This window comes from Gimesia chilikensis (assembly GCF_007744075.1).
GTDB classification, from domain to species: Bacteria; Planctomycetota; Planctomycetia; order Planctomycetales; family Planctomycetaceae; genus Gimesia; species Gimesia chilikensis_A.
Genome location: NZ_CP036266.1, coordinates 2,246,942 through 2,271,700 on the forward strand (window position 1 = coordinate 2,246,942; position 24,759 = coordinate 2,271,700).

The 24,759-nt window shown below is 54.5% G+C and carries 19 protein-coding genes and 12 tRNA genes; 20 read left to right on the top strand and 11 right to left on the bottom strand.

The features are described from left to right. Positions 1-73: 73 nt before the first annotated feature. The 5 genes from HG66A1_RS08640 to HG66A1_RS08660 all read right to left on the bottom strand — a co-directional run bounded on the left by HG66A1_RS08640 (position 74) and on the right by HG66A1_RS08660 (position 3,131). The gene (locus HG66A1_RS08640) at positions 74-301 is read right to left on the bottom strand and encodes a hypothetical protein (RefSeq protein WP_145182181.1); all 228 of its coding nucleotides are present in this window, start codon (positions 299-301) and stop codon (positions 74-76) included. A gap of 110 nt (positions 302-411) precedes the next feature. Continuing rightward, entirely contained in the window at positions 412-801 is a 390-nt protein-coding gene (locus HG66A1_RS08645; protein WP_145182184.1) for a hypothetical protein, read from the bottom strand. Positions 802-837: 36 nt separating this feature from the next. Then, positions 838-1,188: a hypothetical protein gene (locus HG66A1_RS08650; protein WP_145182187.1), complete on the bottom strand. Its 351-nt coding sequence runs from the start codon at positions 1,186-1,188 to the stop codon at positions 838-840. An 11-nt stretch (positions 1,189-1,199) separates the two neighbouring features. Next, the gene (locus HG66A1_RS08655; RefSeq protein WP_145182190.1) at positions 1,200-1,979 is read right to left on the bottom strand and encodes a hypothetical protein; all 780 of its coding nucleotides are present in this window, start codon (positions 1,977-1,979) and stop codon (positions 1,200-1,202) included. Positions 1,980-2,081: 102 nt separating this feature from the next. Beyond that, positions 2,082-3,131 (bottom strand): hypothetical protein, encoded by a 1,050-nt coding sequence (locus tag HG66A1_RS08660; protein WP_232106780.1) that lies wholly within the window; start codon positions 3,129-3,131, stop codon positions 2,082-2,084. A gap of 178 nt (positions 3,132-3,309) precedes the next feature. Between HG66A1_RS08660 and HG66A1_RS08665 the strand changes: the two genes are divergently transcribed. Continuing rightward, entirely contained in the window at positions 3,310-4,401 is a 1,092-nt protein-coding gene (locus tag HG66A1_RS08665) for a prenyltransferase/squalene oxidase repeat-containing protein (RefSeq protein WP_145182193.1), read from the top strand. Positions 4,402-4,416: 15 nt separating this feature from the next. Here the strand turns inward: HG66A1_RS08665 and HG66A1_RS08670 are convergent, their stop codons facing one another. Both HG66A1_RS08670 and HG66A1_RS08675 read right to left on the bottom strand, forming a co-directional pair. After that, on the bottom strand, positions 4,417-5,316 hold the full coding sequence (locus tag HG66A1_RS08670) for a hypothetical protein (RefSeq protein ID WP_145182196.1): 900 nt from the start codon (positions 5,314-5,316) through the stop codon (positions 4,417-4,419). A 78-nt stretch (positions 5,317-5,394) separates the two neighbouring features. Further along, a complete protein-coding gene (locus tag HG66A1_RS08675) occupies positions 5,395-6,747 on the bottom strand; it encodes a NosD domain-containing protein (protein ID WP_145182199.1) in 1,353 nt (450 codons plus the stop codon). A gap of 204 nt (positions 6,748-6,951) precedes the next feature. Here HG66A1_RS08675 and HG66A1_RS08680 point away from each other — a divergent pair, with 204 nt between their 5' ends. From HG66A1_RS08680 to HG66A1_RS08730, 13 genes are all read left to right on the top strand, one after another. Next, on the top strand, positions 6,952-7,698 hold the full coding sequence (locus HG66A1_RS08680; RefSeq protein WP_145182202.1) for a creatininase family protein: 747 nt from the start codon (positions 6,952-6,954) through the stop codon (positions 7,696-7,698). Positions 7,699-8,175: 477 nt separating this feature from the next. Next, positions 8,176-8,248, top strand: a tRNA-Glu gene (locus HG66A1_RS31895). A 74-nt stretch (positions 8,249-8,322) separates the two neighbouring features. Further along, a tRNA-Lys gene (locus tag HG66A1_RS08685) sits at positions 8,323-8,394 on the top strand. A gap of 20 nt (positions 8,395-8,414) precedes the next feature. Next, a tRNA-Thr gene (locus HG66A1_RS08690) sits at positions 8,415-8,487 on the top strand. A gap of 41 nt (positions 8,488-8,528) precedes the next feature. Further along, positions 8,529-8,599: transfer RNA gene (locus HG66A1_RS08695), tRNA-Gly, on the top strand. 14 nt (positions 8,600-8,613) lie between these two features. Then, a tRNA-Pro gene (locus HG66A1_RS08700) sits at positions 8,614-8,688 on the top strand. 39 nt (positions 8,689-8,727) lie between these two features. After that, positions 8,728-8,802 (top strand) — tRNA-Asn (locus HG66A1_RS08705). Positions 8,803-8,821: 19 nt separating this feature from the next. After that, positions 8,822-8,892 (top strand) — tRNA-Trp (locus HG66A1_RS08710). 13 nt (positions 8,893-8,905) lie between these two features. Further along, positions 8,906-8,979: transfer RNA gene (locus HG66A1_RS08715), tRNA-Leu, on the top strand. Positions 8,980-8,993: 14 nt separating this feature from the next. Beyond that, a tRNA-Asp gene (locus HG66A1_RS08720) sits at positions 8,994-9,068 on the top strand. Between the two features lie 9 nt (positions 9,069-9,077). Beyond that, positions 9,078-9,155, top strand: a tRNA-Leu gene (locus HG66A1_RS08725). A gap of 17 nt (positions 9,156-9,172) precedes the next feature. Continuing rightward, positions 9,173-9,253 (top strand) — tRNA-Tyr (locus HG66A1_RS31900). 16 nt (positions 9,254-9,269) lie between these two features. Then, positions 9,270-9,352 (top strand) — tRNA-Leu (locus HG66A1_RS08730). Between the two features lie 3 nt (positions 9,353-9,355). Here the strand turns inward: HG66A1_RS08730 and HG66A1_RS08735 are convergent. Together HG66A1_RS08735 and HG66A1_RS08740 are read right to left on the bottom strand one after the other, a co-directional pair. After that, complete coding sequence (locus tag HG66A1_RS08735; protein WP_145182205.1) at positions 9,356-11,869, bottom strand: hypothetical protein; 2,514 nt, start codon at positions 11,867-11,869, stop codon at positions 9,356-9,358. Positions 11,870-11,890: 21 nt separating this feature from the next. Further along, positions 11,891-12,979, bottom strand: coding sequence for a peptidyl-alpha-hydroxyglycine alpha-amidating lyase family protein (locus HG66A1_RS08740; RefSeq protein ID WP_197997049.1), 1,089 nt, complete (start codon positions 12,977-12,979; stop codon positions 11,891-11,893). A 192-nt stretch (positions 12,980-13,171) separates the two neighbouring features. Here HG66A1_RS08740 and HG66A1_RS08745 point away from each other — a divergent pair, with 192 nt between their 5' ends. The 4 genes from HG66A1_RS08745 to HG66A1_RS08760 all read left to right on the top strand — a co-directional run bounded on the left by HG66A1_RS08745 (position 13,172) and on the right by HG66A1_RS08760 (position 16,941). Continuing rightward, complete coding sequence (locus tag HG66A1_RS08745) at positions 13,172-14,335, top strand: xylose operon transcription regulator XylR (RefSeq protein ID WP_145182211.1); 1,164 nt, start codon at positions 13,172-13,174, stop codon at positions 14,333-14,335. A 423-nt stretch (positions 14,336-14,758) separates the two neighbouring features. After that, positions 14,759-15,325: a 2OG-Fe(II) oxygenase gene (locus HG66A1_RS08750; RefSeq protein WP_145182214.1), complete on the top strand. Its 567-nt coding sequence runs from the start codon at positions 14,759-14,761 to the stop codon at positions 15,323-15,325. A 28-nt stretch (positions 15,326-15,353) separates the two neighbouring features. Then, the gene (locus HG66A1_RS08755) at positions 15,354-16,136 is read left to right on the top strand and encodes a hypothetical protein (protein WP_145182216.1); all 783 of its coding nucleotides are present in this window, start codon (positions 15,354-15,356) and stop codon (positions 16,134-16,136) included. 28 nt (positions 16,137-16,164) lie between these two features. Continuing rightward, positions 16,165-16,941, top strand: coding sequence for an RNA ligase family protein (locus HG66A1_RS08760; RefSeq protein ID WP_145182219.1), 777 nt, complete (start codon positions 16,165-16,167; stop codon positions 16,939-16,941). Positions 16,942-17,013: 72 nt separating this feature from the next. Here the strand turns inward: HG66A1_RS08760 and HG66A1_RS08765 are convergent, their stop codons facing one another. After that, positions 17,014-18,453 (bottom strand): catalase, encoded by a 1,440-nt coding sequence (locus HG66A1_RS08765; RefSeq protein ID WP_145182222.1) that lies wholly within the window; start codon positions 18,451-18,453, stop codon positions 17,014-17,016. Between the two features lie 174 nt (positions 18,454-18,627). Next, positions 18,628-19,524, bottom strand: coding sequence for a LysR family transcriptional regulator (locus tag HG66A1_RS08770; RefSeq protein ID WP_145182225.1), 897 nt, complete (start codon positions 19,522-19,524; stop codon positions 18,628-18,630). A gap of 317 nt (positions 19,525-19,841) precedes the next feature. Here HG66A1_RS08770 and HG66A1_RS08775 point away from each other — a divergent pair, with 317 nt between their 5' ends. Both HG66A1_RS08775 and HG66A1_RS08780 read left to right on the top strand, forming a co-directional pair. After that, positions 19,842-22,979 carry a DUF1553 domain-containing protein gene (locus HG66A1_RS08775; RefSeq protein WP_145182228.1) on the top strand — a complete coding sequence of 1,046 codons (3,138 nt, stop codon included), beginning with the start codon at positions 19,842-19,844 and terminating at the stop codon, positions 22,977-22,979. Positions 22,980-23,057: 78 nt separating this feature from the next. Continuing rightward, on the top strand, positions 23,058-24,530 hold the full coding sequence (locus HG66A1_RS08780; RefSeq protein WP_232102166.1) for a DUF1501 domain-containing protein: 1,473 nt from the start codon (positions 23,058-23,060) through the stop codon (positions 24,528-24,530). Positions 24,531-24,759: the final 229 nt, after the last annotated feature.

Genomic DNA, 24,759 nt, shown 5'->3' on the forward strand with positions numbered 1-24,759 from the left:
GCATGCCTGTCGTTCACAAGCATCCCTGATTCGAAAATAATTAATGTGAGATTCTGGTTCCGCACGTAGCAGGTCAGGGTTCTACCTGGATCAGTTTACCATAAATGGACTGAAACGTAATCCAGCCGTTGATCCGGCCGATGTTATTGCCGATCTGAAAGCGTTTGCCCTGGATGGCTTTGATCAGATGCAGGTATTGACTGCCATTCACTTTGCAGAGCACGATGTCCCCCTTCTGGAGCTTATCTTCCAGAACGGGGGCGACCGTACAGAGCTGCCCGGATTCGATTTTCCCTTTCATGGAATTCCCCCGCGGACGAAAAGAGACGGTCTCACCTGCCTGCAGTTGTTCAATGTAGTGTGTGGCCCAGCCGATGGGAGGCTCTCCTTTATTACAGCCTGGTCTGCAGGTCAGACACCGCTTACAGGTGGAACTGTGATTGATCTGCTTTTTCTGATACGTCCCCGGTCCGGTATCCCGAGATCATTAATCCATTGGACAATTTTAATGAGCTCTGGTTCGCTCAGACAATGAAAATCAAACTGCACCCGGATGTAGAGGTGGTCTCGCCACTGTGAGCGGAGATAGTGTATGCGTGCTTCTGGCTGACTTTCCAGCGTGATCAGCAGCAGGTCGGTTCCATTGTGAATCCAGAAATCAAACTCGTCGCCGGTTTCAATCTGGTCCGGAATCTGATGCACCGATTCGATTCTCAAGCGTCCCGCCTGAAATTCTCCCGCGCCATAAACGTGGCTGAATCTCCGCCATTCTTTTTTTCGGATCCGCGCTCGCACGCTCATCTGTTTCTCTGTGAATTATGTTGCATGTTGCCGGTTTCAATAGACCGGTTGCACATTCTCTGCGATTTCAATGCCGCCATCAGAAATGATAGTGACGTCGGCCTCTGCGTCATAGATGACGTAGTGACCGTCGGCGTTGAGTTTCACCTCCAGGTTTGCAGGAGACCATTCCACCGAACCACAGATATGGACCGGGCTGAATGTGAGGTGCAGATTCCCTATTACATCTGTCTTTTCCACTCGGATAGTGAGACTGCGGTGGCTGTCCGTGAGATTGTAAAGACGGGCACGACCGCCGTGCCAGCGATGCAGCAGGGTCGGAAAGTGCCGCAGTATAGGATGGGATCTGAGCGATTCATTGTCGTATTTCGTATCAGGAAGTGTCATGGATCCCGCTGCTAATACGGCCACGAAGGTGGCACTGTTCCGGTCAGGGCGGAATCAAGGGCTTTGTGGAAGTCGGCATTATCCCACTCTTTGCGGGCCTTTTCTGCGATGCTCCGCGCTTCTTCCCGACGGTCATTGACTACCAGCAGGGCGACCAGGATGGCGGTCTGGTTCGAGAAATGCTTATCGGAGAACTCCAGAATGCCAGGGCCGATCTGTGGGTTTTTAGCTAACTGCTGATTGGCTTCTCTTGTGCGAACCAGTAGCTGGTAAGATTTTTCCGGTTCCAGATACTCGCCACAGATTTTGTACTCTTTCGCTTTGAGCAGTGCCGGCTGAGCCAGCCTGTATGCAAGTTTTGCCTTTTCGGGATGCTCTTTGTGGAGCAGTAAAAACGTATCGACCGTCATGTTGTTTTGATCGAGCGTGCGGTTCAGAGCTTCCAGTTCCTGGAATGAAGTCGCGACATCCTTTCCATCCAGCACCTGTTTTGTAGTCTGGTCACGTATCTCTTTCAGTTTTTCCAGTGCGGGGGGATAGACCTGAGTCAATTGATCCCAGTAAGCCAGAGCAAAAGAGAGCCGGACCCCTGTGAGCGCGGAATTATGTTTGAGTGCGTTCTCATGGAACCAGACGTGTTTGGCGAGAGCGGTCTGGTAGTCTTTCGCCTGCACATCACTGCGGATGCTTTGCAGAATCTCCTGCGGATTGGGATTCTGCGGTGGCTGCCAGTCCGCTGCGGGGACCGTTACGGGAATCAGGCACATTAATACGAAAAGCATCAGTTTCATGGGACTAAACCTGTTTTAAAGAAAAGTGCGGAGTGCCTGCACGTTTTTGATTATACAGCTTATGATTGAAATTGATACCGCTAACGCAAGTACATGCCCGTTTCACGGTGCGACGGTAAACTTCTGAATGCGGTGGTTATAGGCATCGACCACATACAGGTCTCCGTGGCTGTCGAACGCCATTCCGTGGGGGGCGTAGAATTCGCCTGCAGCGGTCCCCTGTTTTTCACCACAGCCGCGGAGATACTTTCCTGCTGACGAAAACTGCTGCACGCGGCCGCTGACGGCGGAAATCCAGAGACGATCTTTCTGATCGATACAGACGGCGATCGGGCCGGTGAGACTTTTCACCGGCTGACCACCAAAGCCGCTGAAATAACCACCCAGCCCGCCCGGGGTGTCGGCGTCGGTCCCCCAGTGCTGGAGCAGCTTTCCTTCCGCAGTAAACTGCTGGACGCGGCAGTTGGCGCCTTCGGTCGTCCAGAGGTTCCCCTCGGAATCGAAGGCCAGGAACTGCGGACCGCCGACCCGCGAGTTGGGATTCGCTTTGCCTCCGAATTCGCCCGGCTGACTGCCGTATTTACCCCACTCAAACAGGAACTGGCCCGTGGGATCAAAGACTTGCACCCGGTGGTTGGTCTGGTCGGCGACATAGATGCGACCATTATCCGCCACCGCGATGCCTCCCGGGCAGTTGAATTCTCCCGGCCCTTTTCCCGGCTTCCCCCATTGGCGAATAAGCTTACCTTGAGGGGAATAGATCGAAATTCGATCGCCGATTTTATGCTTGCTCGATCCCGAAGCCACGATGTGCGAGATCACCAGATTCCCCTGTTTGTCGAACGCGAGCCCACCCGGATTGGGAAGTACGGGAAACTGTGCTAACAACTTGCCTGTACGATCGAATTTCTGTACGCGGTCATTCAGGTGATCGGTTACAAAAATTTCATCTTGAGCGTTAATCACTATATCGATCGGAAAATGGAACTCGCCCGGCTGATCTCCCTGCTGACCCCAGGTTTTCAGGAACCGGATCGGAGCGGGTTCTTTTGCGTTGCTGATCGACGGATCTATCAGAGCGTGTGCTATCAGAAGACACAGGCAACAGAGCAGGCCGTTTCTCAAAATCTGATTTTTCAATGAGCCAGGCAATTCTAATACCTTTTAGATCAGGAAAGCGATGGGGCATCTTTCGATCATAGCCAACTTGTTGATCTCAGGCAAAGAGATTCGGGGACCGCTGAATTTCCTGTAAATAATTCTGCAGCGCAGTAGCCTGCCGGTATAGAATAGAGACAGACCTGAATTTTCCTGAAAGACAGTATCACGAATGGCAACGCGCGAACCTGAATCCCCGTCCGAATCCGAGTTGTCCCGTCGCGGAGTGCTGGGGGCTGCTCTGGGCAGCGCCCTGGCGGTTCTGCGCCACTGGTGGCATGGAACTCCGCTGCAGGCGGGGCTACCTGCGTCTCCAGAGCATGTCACCCCGCAGACACAGGCAGCCATCGCAGGCGGCTTGAACTGGCTCGCATCCCGGCAGGTCGCGGATGGCGGATTTGGCAGCCGGGGTTCGTATGCGCGGAACGTGGGAGTCTGCGCACTGGCGGGGACCGCATTTCTGGCACACCGCGGCATGACAGGCCGGTATCGTCGCGCGATTCAGGAGTGCATTCGTTACCTGCTCGCAAGGGCACAGGAAAATGGATTCATCATCGAAGCAGAGATCCGCACGCACGCGACGCTGTATGGTCACGGATTTGCAACGCTGTTCCTGGGACAGGTCTTCGGCGAATCACACGATCCCCGAATCCGCAAAACGCTGAAAGCGGCGACTGAGTTGATTCTGAATCTGCAGGACGGGCAGGGGGGCTGGTGTTATACGTCTGACCCGAAAGACGCGGATGTTTCGATCACCACCTGTCAGCTGCTGGCCCTGTTTTCGGCCCGGCAGGCGGGCATCGGCGTGTCGCGGGAAGCGATTGAGCGGAGTGTCGATTTTCTCAGGCGAGCCCAGAACGAGGACGGCGGTTTTCGATATCGGCTGGATGATCCTCCCGAATCACTGTTTCCCCGCTCGGCGGCCGCGGTGGTGGCACTCACCTGTGCCGGCCTGGGACAGGATCCCGCGGTGCAGCGTGGACGGGAATACTTACAGCAGCCACATCCTCCGCTGGAACTCTCCCCGGGCCAACTGGCCGAGTACCATTTCTACGGACGTTTCTACGCGACACACGCCGCCTGGCAGGCAGGGAAAGCAGCCTGGGATCGCTGGTACACGATCGTCCGCGATGAACTGCTCGCACAGCAGTCAACCAGTGGCGCCTGGCACGACGCCAACATCGGCGATGAATACGCGACCGCGATGGCGCTGATCGTACTGCAGTTCCCCTATGGTAATGTCCCCCTGCTGGCGATGCGCTAAAGCCGTTGCGATCTCTCAGCCGATCCGGGTGATCATGCCCGGAATAATCGCAGGCGGTGGCGGTTCAGGGAGTGAGAACGTCCAGTTGCCGACGGCAATTTTACCTGCAGACAGAATCTCTTCCAGCGACACCGGTTCGACTGATTCTCCCTCTGCCTGAAACAACTGGCAGCGATCGCTGATCAGGATTCGTGCCCGGCCCTCGACTGTGGGGAATAGCGCCGAATCGCTGTTTTCTATAGTGAGACTGCCAATGATCTCGTACTCCATGATCGTCTTCTGAACGGTTTCCGCTTCGAGCACCGTTCCCTGAAAGACTTCATTCGTGAGATGATAAGGATCCTCGTCCACGACCTCCTCGGTGAGCTCTGCATACACTTCTTCGAATTCTTCGATCTCATTCCGCAACTGGTCAAAAATGGCTTTGAGCTGCGCATTCTGTTTCAGTTCCGGCAGCAGGGGCTGCATGCAATACAGTTGTGCCTCGTAGCGGATCTGAGGGAAGTTGGTTTTGATTTCCGCGAGGATCTCGTCGGTCCGGATGCCTTCAGCGGCAAAGCGGAGCAGGAGTTCGATCGCGTTTCCCTGCGTCCAGTCATATTCGCCCCAGGCGATTTCTCTAATGAAAGGAAGGGCGTCTGCACCCAGGTTATAGATCAATTCAAAAATCGCGAACTGACATGCACTTAACCAGCCACCCAGGCCATGCTGCTGCAGGTCGTAGGCATCAGACTGTGGCGGCGGATCATGAAACATGTTTCTGAGCTGATCCAGTTGGGCGATGGATATCTGCCGAGCTTCTTCGCGTGCCAGTTCACGAAACTGGTTATCGATTCGATGCGTGAGCAGATAGTCCGCCAGCCGGGAGATGATCGCATTCAGTTCCTCTGGTGTCGTTGAGTGTTTCGTATTCATAATTGGTTTTCGAGTGAAAGCGTGAAGTTGAGTTTTCGATCAGGACAATCGGTTGAGCAGGAAGGTTCTCGAGAACATTTATCGGGCGCCCAGATTCACCGTCGAAGAGGAAGACCGGTCAGGATAAAACGAGGTTAACTCATTCAGCCTGATTCCAGTGTTTTTTGCGGGGGAGAGCGGACGCAGATCATAGTCCTGTCTCTGCAGCCGGCCAGCATTCTTAAACTGCGGGTTCGCGCGAATATCCCCCGTTCCCCGGACCGCTGGTTCAGGAACACCGCCGTACCAGAGATTGTGATCGAACTCGATCTGGTCCACCGGGCCTGCGACGTCTGTCAGTGAGGCACGTCCGGTCTGCTGAAAGATGTTGTTGACGATTCGCGACTGCCGATGTCCGCTGTCGGCATCAATGTGGAGCAGGGGACCGGTCGAACCACTGGCCGTGTTATGGGCAATCAGGGTCTGCTTCAGTCCGCCTCCCCGCTGATAGTTGCCTGAATAAATGGCATAGTAATTATTCACCAGGATATTGCCGACGATGGTATTATCAGCACTGGGATTTTGATAACCGCCATAATTTTCATTGGCGATCTGGATTCCAGATGCAGGCTGATTGAACCGATAGAATTCCCGCTTACCGGTAGAATAGACCAGGTTGCGACTGACGAGTGTCTGCGTTGTGTTATCGAGATAGACGTTAACAGAAAAATTGTCTGAGACGGTGTTCCCCTCAATTGTCCCTTTATCTGATAGATAAAGACCGATGCCTTCCCCATAGCAGCGTGAAACGGTGTTGTTTCTGATCGTCACATTCTTCGCCAGCCCGGCACCAACGCCGAAACTCCACCGCTGATGCGGTTCTCTTTGATTCGACTGCACACAGTCAGTGACGGTGTTGTCTTCAAACAGTAGATCATGAACGGGATCATCCAGGCGATTATAACCGGCGTAGATCCCACTGCTTTGACAGTTCTGAATCTGGTTGCCTGAGACCGTGACATGATGAATTCGACTCCCCGGCCCCCAGATTGAGATACCGATTTTCTGTGCGTTCTTGATTGTCAGTCCCTGAATCCGGACATGATGCGCGAGGACATTGATCAGACTGGAGTCAGCGGGAGTGCCGCGTCCGTCAATCACAGCCGTTTCACCCTGCATCGCACGTACGGTAATCGGGTTCCCCTGAGTCCCCGAAGAAATCAGATTCAACGGGCGGGACTGCGGATAGTTACCCGCGCGGAGAATCAGAGAATCCCCTGGCTGGCGGGCGAAGTTCAGACCGCGGGCGATACTGCGAAAAGGCTGATTCAGCGTGCCGGGGTTCTGATCGTTGCCATTTGGTGCGACATAATATTCGGCAGCAGTCAGCTTTCCGGCAGACAGCATCAACAGCAGGATGGCAATCGACGGTAAGCGAGCGAATGAATACACGGCAGAACCTGTTGTGAGAAGGGAGTCAGAGAAGGTGATTATTTTACTCTCAGATTAGTCTCCCCTTGTCAGAAATACAAACAAATAATCGATCAACTGTTCCTGAATTGTGCGCCCGGGGTGTTCTGGTATGCTGTATGATAAACGTGTCTGTGAGACTTTTGACCGGGGCATCGTCATTCCTTAAAACGAGAAACACGCTCGATGAAAATATTATCTGATCAACACACCGCTTTTGAACTGGAAGCACACCGGCCGGAGCTGGCGTTTCTACCCATCGGGGCGACAGAACAACATTCACGGCACCTCCCACTTGCCACGGATACGATACTCGCCGATCAGCTTTCGACAGCCATCCTGGAACAGCTCGACTGGCCCGGACATGTTTTCCTGCTGCCGACATTGCCTGTCTCCTCATCCGAAGAAAATACCGGCTATCGCGGGACAATCAGTTTTACCCCGCTGACCATGCGAAGTATTGTGCGAGATATCTGGGACTCACTTACGCGGGTCGGAATTCAGAAGTTAATCGTCTGCCCCTGGCATGGCGGCAATTTTATTCTCAAGCCCATCATCCGGGAAATGAATTGTGAGAAACAGCAGTGCCACCTGTTTTATCTCAATCCCTGGGAACAGGTGCCCGCTGCCGTTTATGATCAGTTCGCTCACGGTTTCGAAGTGCACTGCGGCGATGTGGAAACATCGTTAATGCTCGCGCTGAATCCGGAGTATGTCAAAGCGGAACGGGTGGATAATCCAACGCCCCACTTCAAGGCACCGTTGCAGGACATGTGGTCGATGAAAACGCTTTCCGGCGGAGAAGGGCATACAGGGCATCCGACTCAAGCGACTGTAGCTAAGGGGGAGATATTCAAACAGGCGGTGATTGAGAACTCGGTGCGTTATCTCCAGGAATTATTAGAACTGTCGCAGCAGTATCCTGAGTATTGATTAATATCGATCATCGCCTTTGTCACATTTCTCCAAAAATCAAAATGATTTCAAAAAGTTCACAATTAGAAGAAATAAATCTCGTTCCTGGCGCATCTGAAAAGATATAGAGATTTTTCAAAAAACTGCGAACCGTTTTTAGGGAAACGCCTCTTAGTTAACAGTCAGTTTAACTGACAGACACGTTGGCATATTTTTAATCACATTCAAAAACGGAAGTTTACTCCGATGGTTTCTTATTTGTGGACAATCAGTTTCAAAGGCAAACCCGCAGGCAATCTCGAAGCCGGTCTCCCGGCTGAAGATACGCTCGCGCTGAATTTACGCTGTTGACATCTGGTTGATCCTCAGGTCTCTGAAATCACCCGGTGTCGTCAGACAGCGGGTTTTTTTGTGTATTCACCAAATCCAATGATTAATTTACTGCAGTCAGGTGCCGTTCTTTTGGCCTCGCGCTCAGGGTACGCACTTTACTTTGGCCCGTTCAACTTCTGGTGAGGTTACCGGTCTTTCAAGCCGGGCAGGTCGGGTTCGAATCCCACACGGGTCATTTATTAAATATTGAAGGAGCTTTTATCATGGTGAGTTTAACACGTTCTAAACGCACGGCCCCCGTTTCTTTCCGGGGTCGTGGTGTAACGGTTGCATTGCTGGCTTTTAACCTTGCAGGTGGGGGTTCGAATCCCTCCGGCCCCATTCGTAATGAATTTTGAAACGCACCGGTCGTCTAACCTGGTAAGACGCTGCCTTTGTAACGCGGTGATGTGGGTTCAAATCCCACCTGGTGCTCTCAGAACGGAAATCGCAGAAGCTGAAACAACAACCAATATGCGCCCATGATGTAACGGTAGCCTACTGTCTTGCCATGGCGGAAGTGCGGGTTCGATTCCCGCTGGGTGCTCTTTTTAAACAAAACAGGGTGTGGGGAAGTCTGGTTAACCCGCGTGCCTTGGAAGCACGAGATCACTGGTTCGAATCCAGTCACCCTGACTCCGCTTTGAGCGGCACAGTGTTAGAAAACTGATTTACTGCGGTGGTACTCGTGTTGGTACGGGTGGGCGACTGTTAATCGCTTTGACGCAGGTTCGATTCCTGCCACCGCAGCTTGAAAACACAACCATTCACGCCTCTGGTGTAACGGCAGCATGACCGGTTCCAACCCGGTCGATCGGGGTTCAAATCCCTGGGGGCGTGCTTTTTTCAATCTGGCTCGGTAGGCAACTGGCAGACCACTTTGGCTTAGAACCAGAGATGCTGTGGGTTCGAATCCCACCCGAGCTACTGAAATTCATTACGTCCTCGCGGAGCAGTCCGGAGTGCTCACCTGCCTGTCACGCAGGAGATCGTGGGTTCAAATCCCATCGGGGACGCTTACAAACGGCACGGTATGCAAACTGGTAAAGCAACGAAACTTAAAATTTCGTGATTGTCTGCGGGTTCGACTCCCGTCCGTGCTACTGGATAGAAGACACACGCGTTGGCTGGGCATTGGCGAGCCCCGGTGGCTGTAACCCACCCGCTTACTGCTGTGGCGGTTCGACTCCGTCCCAACGCACTTTTTTAAACCACCCGGCCAGGTGGCGGAACTGGTAGACGCGCGACTCTCAGAAAGTCGTTCCTTCAAGGAGTGCGAGTTCGACTCTCGCTCTGGCCACTTTTACTTTTCTGCTGACGTCACTTTATCCGAGTTCAGGTAACGATGAGGATCATAAGCCGGCAGGTAATAGATCCAGTCAGCCGCTTCATAGAGAATCACTTCTTTAATCGATTCCTGCTTGAGTAAATCGTCGATGATCTCTTCCCGTCGACGTGTGGCCTCTGTTTTATCCCGGGCACGCAACGATTCCTGTGCCTCGTAGAAAAAACTCTTAGGTCCCCGAAATGTCGACCCATGATTGTCGGACTGATCTGCCAGATACGTCTCCCGTTGCAGCTTCGCAGGCCCCGAGTCAGGCAACAGCCGAAATCCCAGCAGGGCCGGTTCCACGCGCAAACCATGTAAATCGAGCAGCGCAGTACCTTCTGTGATGGAAGGGATCTGATTCAGCCCGCTGGTCAGGTAGCGGTAGTAGCTCGCGTCATAGTGTCCCGCTTCCGGATGTTTCAGTCCGGGAAGTGCCGCGGTTACCTGCTGTTCAACGGCAGCCCTGGGAGGAATCACGGCACGGATTCGTGTTTTCGGAAACGTGTTTTCCAGATCCTGCAACAGGGCACGAAGTCCTTTGGAGACAGTAACGTTCCGGGCGTACCGCCAGACATATTCCGTATCGGGATTCTGACAGGTCTCTGTCCATTCTCCGGCTGGCCAGGTGGTAATCTTTTCTACCAGTTTGGGATCATCCGATTTAAGCAACGGTTGCAGACCATCCAGCTGTGCTGCTGAGACGGGAGCATAGGCGCGATCGAGAGTGAGCCGCCGGAACGATTTGCCTTTCCGCCGATAATGTCCGGTGGTCTGCACGCCAGACTCACCATCGCCTGAAGTCCCGGCCAGATGCGTGTGCGAACGAGTATTGAGCATGATTTCGTCAAAGGCGGGCTGCAGGAGAATCGTCTGCAGCTGCTTGACGAACATCGCCCGCGTCGCACTCTGGTTCAGGTCCATAATCTCGGGGAGCCAGTCCGGTCCAAAGTCGATGATAATTTGATCCTGGCCCAGGGGACGCACCGCAGGTCCGTTACCGACAATGCGAAAACTGTTCTCGATCGTTTGAAAGTCAGTGCGGTATCCGCCCGCGGGAGTGATACCGGCAATGCGGGTCGTCGCGTTTTCCGGACTGGTTTCCTCCAGTGCCCAGTACGCATTGAAACGACTCACGCGGTTGCCTGCTTTCGCATGCGCCGTGATCGGTAACTCTGCCGGCAACTGGACCTTTCCGGAAAACGGACTCCCCGACTCAATCACCAGATAACGGCTGCCCTGCGGTCGCTGAAGGCCGTCGATCTGAATCGCGCCATCTTTTAACACGTTCAGTGTCCAACCCTTGAGCTCCCGCCGTTGCGCTGTCACCCGCTCAGCGATGGTGGCGTAGGTCTGCAATTCAAATTCACCTTTCGCATTCCGCACGAGCACAAACGAATCGTTCGCGATCGGCGGCGCGTCAGTTGCAAAAATCTTCAAATCGTCTTTCGTCAATTCCTGCGGCTTCGATTCGGGAACACTCTCGAAGGTCAGACTCACGACTTCAGCTTTGTCCGCATTCCCTGCCGCTTCAAATAGTTTGCGGTAATGCGCGAATGCCGTTGTCTCGGGACTGAAATTGGCGGTCGGTGTCGCGTAGGGCAGAAAGTTCCAGAGAAACGCGCCCTGCTCATCGAAGGCAGGGATGACCAGATATTTCATGAGTCCCTGCTCAAAAGGCCTGAAGGTGGCGGTCAGGGAGATGCCGTGGTCCGCAGCGCTCTGGGCATACCAGTTTCCCCATTCGGGATGCAGCCGAAACTGCATGATGAAACCGTGCCATTGATACGCCACCCGATGCCCGCGGCGACCATACATGACCCGGTTCAACGCTTCACAATTCAGGATGGCCCGCGCCTGTTTCGCATGCAGTTCCCAGTCGGCGGCTCGATAATTGTCAGGGTTTTCAATGACAGGGTAAGCACCCAGCCAGACAATCAGCCGAGAGACTCCGTGTGCCTGCAGGCGGCGGAAGTATTGATCAAAGGCACTTTTATCGACAGGTTTCCACTGATTCGTCTCATTGTCCCAGAAGATGCGAATCAGATCATCCAGCTGATCGGACAGATAACTGATGGGGCGGTCGGGCGGAGCAGGGTAGACCTGAAGCGTCTGTCTCTGCACGATCTTTTCTTGCTGTTTCAGTATGACGGTGAGCTGAAATGAGTCTTTGTCGGCAGTGTTGGCAGAGGTGATGTGGAGTCTACCATCTGTGGAGACCGAGATTGTATAGCCCTCGAACTCCAACTGGGGGCCTTCCGCCAGCAGTTTGCCTTTCTGTTCTGCCTTGAGCAGGATCTGATTGTCCGCGGTCAGCTTGCCTGAGATCAGCGGCCAAGTACGCTGGCCGCCGGCCCGGTAACAGAAAGGTGCTTCGATGTTCCGCTCGGAGAGCCATGCCGCCGGTTTTCCCGCTTCTGCATTTGTGGCGGAGGCAATCAGTAGAAGCAGGCAGATCAGTTTCAGGACTAATTCAGTAGCGATACGCATTCTTCGATTCTCCATCTCTCGTTACTGTGGTCCAGGATCGGTACTGTCTGCTTCTTCAGAGCGTTTGGTAATCGGAATGAATTTCTGTGCCCGTTCGCCATAGATGTCTCCAACATAAACGTTGCCTTTCGAATCCTGGGCAATGCAGTGCACACCGACTGCTTCGCCGGGCTTGAGCTGTGAGACTTTGGGGTTATTTTTATCCTCGCCGATATCTCCCAGGGGAATCGTCCACAGGCTTTTCACGTGTCCGTCGTTTGCGAGTTTCAGGAAGAGCTGGTCCTTGTACTCCGGGTATTTACCATGTCGTTTCCACCAGTGCGGTGATGAACCACAGATCCAGAGATGGTCATCCGCAGTCACCGAAAGTCCCCAGGGCATCAGCAGGCCACTCCACTGGTCGAGGAATTGACCCTCTTGATTGAAAATCTGGATACGGCCGCTATTACGATCGGCGACATACAGCTTACCCTGGGAATCAACGACGATCGCATGAGGCAGAATGAATTGACCCGGTTGGGAGCCATACTCTCCCCAGGCTTTGATGAACTTCCCGTTTTTATCCAGGTGTACGATCCGCCGGTTGCCGTAGCCGTCCGTTACGAAAATGTCGCCTGACCTGGTGATGGCCATATCGGTCGGCATGTTGAAGTGCGTTTCATCCTGTCCTTTCTCGCCCCGCACACCCAGCGTCATCAGCAGTTTTCCTTCCGGAGTATATTTCTGGACGATATGCAGACCGAAGTCGGTGATCCAGATATTTCCTGCATGATCGATGCGCAACTGATGCGGGTTAACAAAATTGTCTTTGCCCCAGGTGCGTACAAACTTGCCGTCGGCGGTATAGACCTGTACCGGATCCGGGCCTTTTTTGAAGAACCAGACCTGATCCTGATCGTCGACAGCCAACCCGGACACCCAGCCTTTTTTACTGACATGGTCGGGGTAATGCGGCCAGGCGGGATCGACATCGTATTCGACAATTACCGGCTCTTTGGCAAAGCCGGGATTCTGAGCGAACAGTTCAGACTGACTGACAACAGCGAGGCAGAGGATGAACGTACTCAGAAAAAAGAAGTGCAAACCGGTTCGAGGACGAAGCTGGAACATGGCGAATGAAGGTCCTTTCTCTTCAGTTAGAAGCAATGCAGACTCAGTGGTTCTGAAACTGCTGGAGCGAGGAACAGACATCAAAAAGTCCCGCACTCCGGTTAATTCACACTAGCCTATGGCACTACCTGATCTCTATGATAAAATGCGCAAAAGTCTTTAGGATATGCGCAGTCAGCAACAGGTGACGACATGAGTGCGGCTCCCCGCGTGGCATTGCAGATTAATACGTCGACCGGTTTCAGCTCTCAGTTGATTCGAGGCGTGGTGCAATACGCGCAGGAGCATCAACGCTGGAGTCTGCTCGTCCAGCCACGCGGCGTGCGGGAACGCTGGCGGATTCCACAGCACTGGAAGCCGGACGGCGTGATTGCGCGGGTGACCCAGCGTTCCCAGGCCCGTGAATTGCAGAAACTGGGTGTGCCGGTGATTAACGTCTCGCGAAGTGTGGTTTCCGGTTTTCCTTTTTCTCAGGTCGTTGCGGATGAGCATCTGGTTGGTGGCTGGGCCGCGGATTATCTGCTGGAACGCGGCTTCAGTCATTTCGCCTACCTGGGACTGGTGACACAACCGCATTACACCGATACCTGTGGTCTGGGATTCACGGAACGCTTGAAATCACACGGACATACCTGTGCCATGTTGCACACACTCAGTGCAGGCGGACGGGCACGCAAACAGCCGACATTTGCTGAAATGAAACGCTGGCTCACTTCGCTGCCGCTGCCAGTGGGCATCTTTGCCGCTGATATCGAGAGTGCCTACGCAGTGACCGATGCCTGCTGGTCGTGCGGTTTGAATGTACCTGAATCGGTAGCAGTACTCTGCGGGGAAGACGATCCGCTGCTGGCTGAGATTTCGAATCCGCCACTTTCCTGTATCGATGCCGATCCTCGACGGGTGGGGTATGAAGCCGCAGAGCAGCTTGATCTGTTATTGAGTGGAAAAAACGTCTCTCGTTCGGTCCGGCTGGTTCCAGCACTGGGTGTGGTCGAACGCAGATCGACAGATACGGTGGCCTTCGACGATCCACTGCTGGCCGAAGCAGTCCGTTATATCCGGGAATCCGCGACGACTCCCATTGATGTTTCCGACGTACTCAAAAAAGTGCCTGTCTCACGACGTGCACTGGAGCAGCGTTTTCAACGTCACCTGGGGCGTACGCCTGCCGCTGAGATCAGGCGTATTCGGCTGATACGCGTGCAGGAACTGTTGCGTGATACCGACTGGCCCATGCCTCGTATCGCGCGAGCTGCGGGATTCTCCAGTACCGAAGTCATGAATCAGGTCTTCCGTCGCGAACGGGATCAGACTCCTACACAGTACCGGCGTCAGTCACGTTCCCACGCTGATTGAAAATTAATCCTGAAAATCTGCCACAGCCTGCGAACCTGAAAGTGTGTCCCTGCGTCTTTCTGCTGGATTCTGAACAACCCGCGTGTTGTTTTGATTTCCAGCCTGTTGTTCGTTGTGGGGTCTGAGAGCCACTCTGTTCCGAATTCCTGTTCTCTTCTGGCGAGTTGCGATCTTCATCGAGACTGATTCATCATGATCACGCACATTGACGCAGAGGGGCAGGTGCCCGGCCGACTCTCATAAGGTTGGAATACCCGGTTCGATTCCGGGCTCTGCTATTTCTATTTCCAGGGCTGGCATGTACCAAGGGCGGCGATGGACTTTTGCAAAGTCTATGTGATGGGTTCGATTCCCCTCCGGTCCATTCTTTATAAAATAATCAGAGCCCATTCACCGATCGAGAAAGCAAAATGAGAGAGACCGATGAGACGCATTATCCAGGTAAGAAACTTCCTCAGCGCGACTGAATGTGCTGCGCTCATCGAACGTCTGGAACAGCAGGGCTTTAAAGAACAGCTCTCTGGCGATCGAGACCGCGTGGTCCGCGCCCGTTGCGTCTTCACGGATCAGGAACTGGCAGACACTTACTGGCAGCGTCTGCAGCGGCATGTTCCCGCTTTGACAGACGTTTATACGGATGGATTCACCCCGTATCCGCATCTGAGTTCACCCCTGGCTGAGTTTCAGCCGTGCGGTCTGAATGAAGTGCTGCGCTGTTACAAATATCTGCCGGGCGAACAGTTCCGTCGGCATGAAGACTTTGCCTACGAATGGAGCGAAACCCGTCGGACATTTTACACGGTGCTGTTTTATCTCAACCACGAGTATACGGGTGGGGAAACCACGTTTGATCACAATCAGGTCGTTCCGGAAACCGGGCTGGCCGTGATCTTTCCGCACGAACTTTATCATTCAGGTAACATGGTGCAGACGGGCAACAAGTACGCGCTGCGTTCGGATGTCATCTTTGCTGCGCCTGAAGTCAGTTAATTCCACTGCTGTTATCAGGGACATTACGATGCAGGAACACGTCTGTCTGATTGGATTCGACGAACCCGAAATAACCGTTTTAAAACAGCAGATCTCTGGTCGCGTCACTGCACATCCCTCTCTGCCCGATTACCGCGTTGAGGACGGGCAGCTGTACGTCGATAACGAACAGGGGGGCTGGCAGTCCCACGTAGATCGTGTGATTTTTCACGGAATCTTCGAAGAGGATCAGGAACTGTTTGTGGCGCTCGCTCTGTGGGGCGGCCCCTGTTTTCCCAATCCATTGGGAATGCTTGCCTGCCGTGATAAACAGGCCTGCCTGGTGCGTGCGCTGTCACAGACACGCTATCCCGGCAGGGGGCGCGGTTATGTCCCCGCGGGAAGTGTGGTGAATCTGCAGTCAAAGCAGGTAGCCAAGTGGGGCAACTGGCATTGCGGTGAGAATAAGGCGCGAATCCAGGGAGAGTGGCGGGCCGAATTCAGCAGTACGCTGGAACCCTTTTATCCGGGGGACGCGGTGCGCGTGGTCCTGCTGGGCGAAGAAGTGTTACAGATTCGACTGGCAGGCGACGACTGGTTGAAATCGATCCACGATCCAACGGCCGACTTCATGGAAGTCGACGTGGAACTCGCGGACGACACCCGGGCACTGGCCCGGTATTTCGATCTCCCCGTGATTGCCAATGATTATATTGTTGGTGATGACGGACAGAAGTACCTTTTGGAAGTGAATCACATTCCGAATGTCACCCGCTTCCCGCTCATCTGGGAACGGTATGCGGCACTGGTCACTGACTGGTGTCAGACATGAAATAAGCAAAAACCAAACAGGAAGTAGCATGCGATCAACACGCGAACTGGATCTGACGAAACTGAACAGTGCGACAAAGTACCCTTCGATCCCCACGTATCATGCGCTGGGAGAACGGGGTGCTCTGTTGCTAGAGACTGTCGACTTCAACGGAGAACCGCTGATCGCGACAGAAAAAGTGGACGGCACCAACAGCCGGATCATTCTGATGCCCGATGGATGCTACCTGATTGGCAGCCGCGAAGAACTGCTGCATGCGCGGGGCGATTTGATTCACAACCCCGCCTTGGGGATTGTGGAAACACTCAAGCCGACCGCGGACCGGATCGTCGAGAAGGTTTCCACCCCAGCGGATGTCATCACCGTCGTCTATCTGGAAACGTATGGCGGTAAAACGACCGCGGCTGCGAAACAGTATACGAGTCAGTGCGAGTATGGTTATCGGGTATTCGATGTAAGCCGGATCGCGATGGAGCACCTGGATGCCAGCCGTGAAGCGATTGCTGCCTGGCGCGAGAACGGTGGCCAGCCGTTTCTAGCGGAACCGGAACTGGCCGATCTGGCAGCGTCACTGGAACTGCAGCTGACGCCGCGAATCGAACTGCGGGAACCACTGCCGACATCCATTTCGGATACGCATATGTGGCTGGAATCAATGCTTCCCACGACGCTGGTCGCTCTGGACACAGACGCCGGCGGCAGCCCCGAAGGCCTGGTGGTGCGTACTGCTGACCGCGACCGGATTGCCAAAATCCGTTTCGAAGATTACCAGCGGCATCTGAAACGGGCGGCTGGGAAAAAGTAAATGGCATAAAAAACTCCCCTCCTGAAGGGAAACCATCGGGAGGGGAGTTTCTGTTTTATAGACAGTTTACTATCAGGAAGCGTTCAACGCGTCCCGCACACCGGCAGCATACGCCGGGGCGACCAGTTCGAAGTGTTTGAGCTGGCGGTCGACAATTTCCTGGGGCACACCCTGCATGGCGGCGGCGATGTTGGAGAACAGTCGCGATTTCTGTCCGTCGTCGAACAGTTGGAACAGCGCGCGGGGCTGTGAGTAATCGTCGTTGCCTTCGCGGTGATCGTAGCGGTCTGCATCTCCCGAAATCTGCAGAGGCGGCTCGGCGACATCGGGACGCTCGACCGGTCCGTTGAAGGAGTTCGGTTCGTAATAGGCGTCCACGGGGCAGCCGTTCGATTTGAAGTGCATTGCGCCGTCTTTGTGGTAGTGATGCACGGGGCACCGCGGCTCGTTGACGGGCAGGGCTTCGTAATGCGTTCCCAGGCGGTGCCGGTGGGCGTCCGCATAGGAGAAGACGCGGGCCTGCAGCATTTTGTCGGGGGAGTAGCCAATTCCGGGCACCACGTTGGATGGAGAGAAGGCCGCCTGTTCGATCTCTGCGAAATAGTTTTCGGGATTGCGGTTCAGTTCCAGCGTACCGACATGGATCAGCGGGTAATCGCCGTGTGGCCAGACTTTTGTCAGATCGAACGGGTTGTAAGGCGTTTCATCCGCATCGGTTTCCGGCATGATCTGGACCTGGAAATTCCATTTGGGAAACTCACCCTGTTCGATGGAATAAAACAAATCTTCCTGCGTGCTTTCGCGGGTCTTGCCGACTACCTCTTCTGCTTCCTCATTGGTCCAGTGCTTGTGTCCCTGCTGCGTTTTGAAGTGGAACTTGACCCAGAAGCGTTCGTTTTTCTCGTTGATGAAACTGTAGGTATGGCTGCCGTAACCGTTCATGTGCCGTACGTCGGTGGGCAGACCCCGATCTGAAAACAGAATCGTCACCTGGTGCAGCGATTCGGGTGAGAGTGACCAGAAGTCCCACATCGCGGTGGGAGACCGCAGGTTTGTTTTGGGATGCCGTTTCTGGGTGTGGATGAAATCGGGAAACTTGTAGGCATCGCGTACAAAGAAAACCGGCGTGTTATTGCCGACCATATCCCAGTTCCCCTCTTCGGTATAGAACTTGAGGGCGAAGCCGCGGACGTCCCGTTCCGCATCAGCAGCGCCAGTTTCGCCAGCCACCGTGGAGAAGCGGGCCAGCATTTCGGTTTTGGTGCCGGGCTGCAGTACCTTGGCTTTCGTATATTTGCTGATGTCGCCTTCGATGGTCAGTGTGCCATACGCACCCCAGCCGTTCGCGTGTACGACGCGTTCGGCGATCCGCTCCCGGTTCTGGTGCGCGAGCTTTTCGAGCAGCTGGTAGTCCTGCAGCAGCACTGGTCCGCGCGGGCCTGCGGTGAGGGAATTCTGATTATCGGGAACAGGGGCACCGCCGGTGGTAGTCAGCGTCGGCTTCTGATTCATCGTGTCACTCCTTGAAAGGATTTGGATAGCAATTCTTCTATGAGACGGCGCTCAACACGCTTTGGCAGAGCTCTCATTACTGAACTATAAGGGGCGGCGATCAGCATGTCTAATACTATCTGCGTATAGTTGCGATAACCGGCGTGCATGATGTGTTGTCTGAGGTGAATGCCTTTAACTGGGACAGGCATCCTGCTCTCTGGCGTATGTTCTGAGACGTTCCTGGAATGCCTGCAGCAGGCGACTCTGAAAGCGATACGGGTTCCAGACCATCGCAATTTTACGCACCGGTTTGATACCGCTCATCGAACGATAGACACGGCGATCACTCTGATCCAGTTTGCGTGCCATCTGCGGGACCATCGAAATGCCATGCGAAAGCGAGACCAGTTCCTGCACCATTGCCAGCTGGCTCGTCTGTTCGACGGCCACCGGATGAAACGAACGCTGCCGACAGAACGAGACAATATTGTCCGACAGGCAGTGCGCTTCATCTAGCAACACGAACGGGAGCGCTTTAATATCGTTCAGACGAATTTGCGGTTTGTTGACCAGTGGATGATTAGGGGGCAGAACCAGCAGCAGTTCTTCCTGAAACAGCTCTTCGACCTCCAGATATTTCGCCGGCACTGGCAACGCCAGGATGGCCAGGTCGATTTCTCCCTGGGTACACCGCTTCAGTAAATGGTCTGTGGTGTCCTCCTGCACGATAATCGAGGCCGCCGGGAATTCGGTGGAAAACTTTCGCAGCAGGTCCGGTAAAAAGAACGGGGCGATGGTCGGGATTGCCCCGATGCGAATCTGGCCACTGCGGCCATCGTCGGAGATCTCGGCTTTGGTATCTTCAATCAAAGCCAGAATCTGCTGCGCTCGTGACTGGAGCAGGGTGCCGGCGTCGGTGAGGGCGACCGAGCGGGTCTTGCGTTCGAAGACCGGCTGGCCCAGTTCTTCTTCCAGTTTCTGGATCGAGCGGCTCAGGGCCGGCTGAGAAATATTCAGTTCTTCCGCCGCCCGGGTAAAATTTCCGCGCTCTGCGACCCTCAGAAAATAGCGTAACTGATCGACTTCCATTGATGCATGTCTCCGCAAGTTAATGTTATATTCGCATTGTATGGTATGTCGACTATGAATGAAATGCATGACGAACCGGCTGGATCTCAATCACTGGTAAACCGGGCGAACTTTCCGGAGGGAACTGCATAAATCATGGTATAATAGTATGTTGAGGTTCGATTCCTCTGGGGAAGTTCGTCGATATTAATGGATGGTCTGCAGCAGATGAACATATCAAGATCATTGCATGTTATCCGTCTGTGAATTACTATTAATAGAGAGATCCCACCTTTCGTAAGCGAGTTCCCACCATGCTCACTCCAACGGAGTTATTGATGACTACTGGATTGAAACGCATCTGTCTCATTCTGCCATTACTGACGGCTCTGGCGACGACCGTTTCTGCAGAGACAACGCAGCCGGAGCAGCTGACGTACGAAGAACACATTCGACCCATCTTCCGCGCCCACTGCTATGACTGTCACGGCGCGACTAAGGATCTCAAAGGGGGCCTCGATCTGCGGCTCGTCCGTTTCCTGATCAAAGGCGGCGATTCGGGAGAATCGATCATCCCCGGGAAACCGGATGAGAGCTACCTGATGGAGCGTATTGAAAGTGGCGATATGCCGCCTGGCGAAGCCCGCGTTCCGAAACACGAAATTGAAATCCTCAAGCGCTGGATTGCCGCCGGTGCGAAGACCGCGCGTCCCGAACCCGAGTCGATTGGGGTCGGGTTAGGCATCACACCTGAAGAACGTGCCTACTGGGCCTTCCAGCCGATTAAACGTCCCGAGCTCTCTCAGGAAGTAAAAGAGAATCGCCGTGTGCGGACTCCCATCGATGCGTTGCTCTTACAGGCGATGCCCGAGGGACTCACTTTCTCGCCGGATACCGATCGTCGCACGCTGATCAAACGGGCTTATTTCGACCTGCTGGGATTGCCCCCCAGCCCCGCGGAGATGCAGAAGGCACTCGCGGATCAATCGGAGGGCTGGTATGAACGTCTGCTGGATGAACTGCTCGCATCGCCTCACTACGGGGAACGCTGGGCACGTCACTGGCTGGATGTCGCCGGCTATGCAGACTCGGAAGGCTACACGGTTAAAGATGATGTCCGTCCCTGGGCCTGGAAGTATCGCGACTATGTCATTAAATCATTCAATGAAAACAAACCCTTCAATCAGTTTATCACCGAACAGCTGGCGGGAGACGAACTGGCGGGCAAGCGGGAAGGGGACCTGACTCCACAGCAGATCGAACTACTCAGCGCGACCGGCTTTCTGCGGATGGCCGCCGATGGGACCGGGAGTGGCAGTAATAACCCGGAAGCACGCAACCAGGTGATCGCCGATACGATGAAGATTGTCGGTTCCTCGCTGCTGGGGTTGAGTGTGGCGTGTGCACAGTGTCACGATCACCGCTACGATCCCATTCCGCAGTCCGATTACTTCGCTCTGCGGGCGATCTTTGAACCCACCTTTGACTGGCAGAAATGGCAGACACCACAGCAGCGACGGATCTCGCTCTACACCGCAGCTGATCGTGCGGAGGCAGCCAAGGTCGAGGCGGAAGCACAAAAGGTGCTGGCCGAGAAAAATGAAGTCCAGGCCAGGTATATGGCACAGGCGCTGGAGACGGAGCTCAAGAAATATGAATCACCGCTCCGCGAACAGCTGAAGGCTGCCTACGATACGCCTAAAGACAAGCGGACCGCAGAACAGAATGAGCTGCTCAAGAAACACCCAAGTGTGAATATCACGCCCGGCGTGTTGTATCAGTATATTCCGAAGTCCCGAGAAGAGATGCAGGAGTTCGACAAGAAGATCGCGGAGATTCGCCAGAAGAAACCGGTCGAAGAATTTCTGCGGGTCGCCGTTGAGCCTCCAGGTCATGTACCGGTGACAAAGCTCTTCCATCGGGGCGATTATCGTCAGCCTCAGCAGGAGATCAAACCGGGAGGTTTGAAAGTGGTTTCCCCGCCGGATCAACAGCAGATGTTCCCCGAGAATGATGCGTCTCTTCCGACGACGGGACGGCGTCTGGCCTTTGCCCGCTGGCTGACCAGCGGCGAACATCCTCTGGTGGCCCGCGTTCTGGTAAACCGTTTCTGGATGCATCACTTTGGACGGGCGATTGTGGCGACCCCGGGTGAGTTCGGAAAACTGGGAGCAAGTCCCACCCATGAAAAACTGCTGGACTGGCTGGCTGCTGAGTTCATGACTCAGGGCTGGGATCTGAAGAAACTGCATAAAACCATCATGCTCTCCACTGCGTATCGTCAGGCAGGAGCCCCCGATCCCAGTAAGGAATCGATTGATCCGGACAACCATTACTACTGGCGGAAGCCGATCCTGCGACTCGAAGCAGAAACGATCCGCGACCGGATGTTGAAGGTCACCGGTCAACTTGACGAGCAACTGTATGGTGCGCCGGTCAGTATTAAAGAAGACGACTTCGGCCAGATCGTGGTGTCGGGCGAGCAGCATCGCCGCAGCCTGTATGTCATGGCCCGCCGCAGTCAGCCGGTCGGCATGCTGCAGACCTTCGATGCGCCTGTGATGGAAACCAACTGCGAGCGTCGCTCCAGTTCGACCGTGGCGACTCAGTCGCTGATGCTGATGAACGGGAGCTTTATCCTGTCACAATCCGGCAAGCTGGCGGAAAAACTGGCCAGTGAAGCACCCGAACTCAAACCGGAAACTCTGGCACAGCTGCCGGCACTCCCCGCGACGGCAAAGCCCGTCTGGAGTTATGGCTATCGCAGTCTGGCCGACACGAAATCGCTGACCAGTGAATTTACGCCACTGCCACACTGGACCGGATCCAGCTGGCAGGGAGGTCCCAAATTGCCCGATCCGCAACTGGGGTGGGTGACGTTGAATGCCGGTGGGGGGCATCCCGCTACGAAATATGCCGCAGTTCGTCGCTGGACCGCGCCTGCAGCGGGCACACTGTCAGTCACAGGCAAGCTGCAGCATGGAAATGAAAACGGGGACGGCGTCCAGGCGCTGGTTCTCTCCAGTCGTTCCGGTCTGGCTGGTGAGTGGAAAGTGTTTCACAGCGCCGCCGATACGAACGTGGCTTCACTGGCTGTGCAACAGGGAGACACGATCGATTTCATCACAGGCTGCAATGGTAATACCGGCTTTGACTCTTTCTCCTGGGGGCTGCAGCTAACCCTCAAGGCTGAAGGCGGTCCGACTTTCAAATGGGATTCGGCAGCCGAGTTTCGCGGGCCGGAGCCACCACAGAAAAGTCTCCCCGCGCAGGCTTCGTATGCGTTTGAGCTGGCTTATTGTCGCAAGCCGACTGACGACGAATTACAGATGGTGATCCGCTTCATTGGAAATCAACTGGCCTGGCTGCAGCAGCATCCCGATCAGTTGCCCAAGGGAGTCACCCCGGTTCGGCAGACGATGACCAATCTCTGCCAGACTCTGATGAGCTCCAACGAGTTTTTATACATCGATTAGTAAACTACCGGTGCATCGCGGTACATAATGTTCGCGCGATGCCAGTACAGATACTTCTTTGATTCAGGTGAGTTACTGATGACACAGTTTTTCAGCAGACGACAGTTTCTGGCAGAAAATGCAATGGGGATTGGCTCGGTCGCTTTGGCCTGGCTGTTGAACCAGGAGCAGGCCCAGGCCCGCCCCAAAAGCGTGACCGCGGAGCAGGAACATTTCGACCTGAAGCCAAAACCCGCACCAATGGCACCACAGGCTAAAGCGATGATTTCGCTGTTCCAGCACGGCGGACCGGCGCACATGGATCTGACTGATCCCAAACCGGAGCTGTCCAAGTACAGCGGCACCGATTTTAAAGGGGATATTCACTACAGCTTCGTAAATGAAGCCAGTAAGAAGCTGCTGGGCAGTCCCTGGAAATTTCGCAAACATGGTGAATGTGGCACCGAGCTTTCAGAACTGCTGCCGCACCTGGGAGAGGTTGCCGACGATATCTGCCTGATTCGTTCGATGCACACCGGAGCCAATGGTCACGAAGTTTCCATCCGTTATTTTCACGGTGGCATTCCCGGCGTTGTCGGGCGACCGAATCTTGGGTCGTGGCTGGTATACGGTCTCGGATCGGAATCGCAGAACCTGCCTGCGTATATGGTACTCACCGATCCGGGCGGACTGCCTGTGGACGGCGTGACCAACTGGTCCAACGGGTTCATGCCTTCGTTGTTTCAGGGAACCGTACTGCGTCCCAAAGAGCCACGGATTCTGAACCTGGATGCGCCCGCGCATCTGCAGGGAGATCTGCAGGCTCAGAACCTGGAACTGCTGCAGTCTTTGAACCGCAAACATTATGAGCAGCATCCGCATGAGTCCGATCTTGAAGCACGCATTGCCAGCTACGAACTTGCAGCCCGGATGCAGACCGCGGCCCGCGAAGCGCTCGACCTGTCACAGGAAACGCAGGCGACTCAGGAAATGTACGGCTTGAACAATCCCAAGACCCGCGACTACGGTACCCGCTGTCTGATTGCCCGCCGACTGGTAGAGCGGGGCGTCCGTTTCGTGCAGCTGTTCCTGGGAGGTCAGCCGTGGGACAATCACAGCAGTATCATTACCGGGCTGCCTGCGATCTGTGGTCGCACCGATCAACCGGCGGCGGCACTCGTTAAAGACCTCAAACAGCGCGGGATGCTGGATTCCACACTGGTCCACTGGGGAGGCGAAATCGGTCGTCTGCCTGTGACTCAGGATCATGGGGATCCCAAGAAAGCGGGACGCGATCACAACGGGCAGGGCTTCAGCATCTGGCTGGCCGGCGGCGGAATTAAGCCGGGGATGACCTTCGGCAAGACCGACGAATTCGGGCACAAGGCAGTCGAGAATGTGGTCACCCCCAACGACTTCCAGGCGACCATCATGCGGCTGTTTGGTCTCGATCATCAGAAGCTCTTGTTCTTCTATAACGGACAGGAGCAAATGATTACTAATCACCGTCCAGCCCGCGTCGTATCCGAAATCCTGAACAAACCGGTGCCAACTGTCGGAGGAGACGCCTGAAGCTGAGGCCTTTCGGCAACATCTCGTTAAATCCATACGTGAGCGGAAATATCGATCAGCGGGTCGATTTTTCCGCTCATTTTCCGTTTGCCTCAGTGACGGAAAGAGGGGAAAGTTCAAGTACTTAATTAAACTTAAATATTGACAGTGTCGATTCACATTAGTAAGGTTTTATATAGAGATAGCGCTATATTAAGCATCCCTCCAACACTCAATCCCACCCCAATCA

Bases quoted from the DNA above. Each gene is read 5' to 3' on its own strand.
- HG66A1_RS08665 (WP_145182193.1), top strand. From the start codon at position 3,310: ATGGCAACGCGCGAACCTGAATCCCCGTCCGAATCCGAGTTGTCCCGT.
- HG66A1_RS08670 (WP_145182196.1), bottom strand. From the start codon at position 5,316: ATGAATACGAAACACTCAACGACACCAGAGGAACTGAATGCGATCATC.
- HG66A1_RS08755 (WP_145182216.1), top strand. From the start codon at position 15,354: ATGCAGGAACACGTCTGTCTGATTGGATTCGACGAACCCGAAATAACC.
- HG66A1_RS08640 (WP_145182181.1), bottom strand. From the start codon at position 301: ATGAAAGGGAAAATCGAATCCGGGCAGCTCTGTACGGTCGCCCCCGTT.
- HG66A1_RS08650 (WP_145182187.1), bottom strand. From the start codon at position 1,188: ATGACACTTCCTGATACGAAATACGACAATGAATCGCTCAGATCCCAT.
- HG66A1_RS08740 (WP_197997049.1), bottom strand. From the start codon at position 12,979: ATGTTCCAGCTTCGTCCTCGAACCGGTTTGCACTTCTTTTTTCTGAGT.
- HG66A1_RS08780 (WP_232102166.1), top strand. From the start codon at position 23,058: ATGACACAGTTTTTCAGCAGACGACAGTTTCTGGCAGAAAATGCAATG.
- HG66A1_RS08765 (WP_145182222.1), bottom strand. From the start codon at position 18,453: ATGAATCAGAAGCCGACGCTGACTACCACCGGCGGTGCCCCTGTTCCC.
- HG66A1_RS08680 (WP_145182202.1), top strand. From the start codon at position 6,952: ATGAAAATATTATCTGATCAACACACCGCTTTTGAACTGGAAGCACAC.
- HG66A1_RS08760 (WP_145182219.1), top strand. From the start codon at position 16,165: ATGCGATCAACACGCGAACTGGATCTGACGAAACTGAACAGTGCGACA.
- HG66A1_RS08775 (WP_145182228.1), top strand. From the start codon at position 19,842: ATGACTACTGGATTGAAACGCATCTGTCTCATTCTGCCATTACTGACG.
- HG66A1_RS08745 (WP_145182211.1), top strand. From the start codon at position 13,172: ATGAGTGCGGCTCCCCGCGTGGCATTGCAGATTAATACGTCGACCGGT.
- HG66A1_RS08770 (WP_145182225.1), bottom strand. From the start codon at position 19,524: ATGGAAGTCGATCAGTTACGCTATTTTCTGAGGGTCGCAGAGCGCGGA.
- HG66A1_RS08655 (WP_145182190.1), bottom strand. From the start codon at position 1,979: ATGAAACTGATGCTTTTCGTATTAATGTGCCTGATTCCCGTAACGGTC.
- HG66A1_RS08750 (WP_145182214.1), top strand. From the start codon at position 14,759: ATGAGACGCATTATCCAGGTAAGAAACTTCCTCAGCGCGACTGAATGT.
- HG66A1_RS08735 (WP_145182205.1), bottom strand. From the start codon at position 11,869: ATGCGTATCGCTACTGAATTAGTCCTGAAACTGATCTGCCTGCTTCTA.
- HG66A1_RS08645 (WP_145182184.1), bottom strand. From the start codon at position 801: ATGAGCGTGCGAGCGCGGATCCGAAAAAAAGAATGGCGGAGATTCAGC.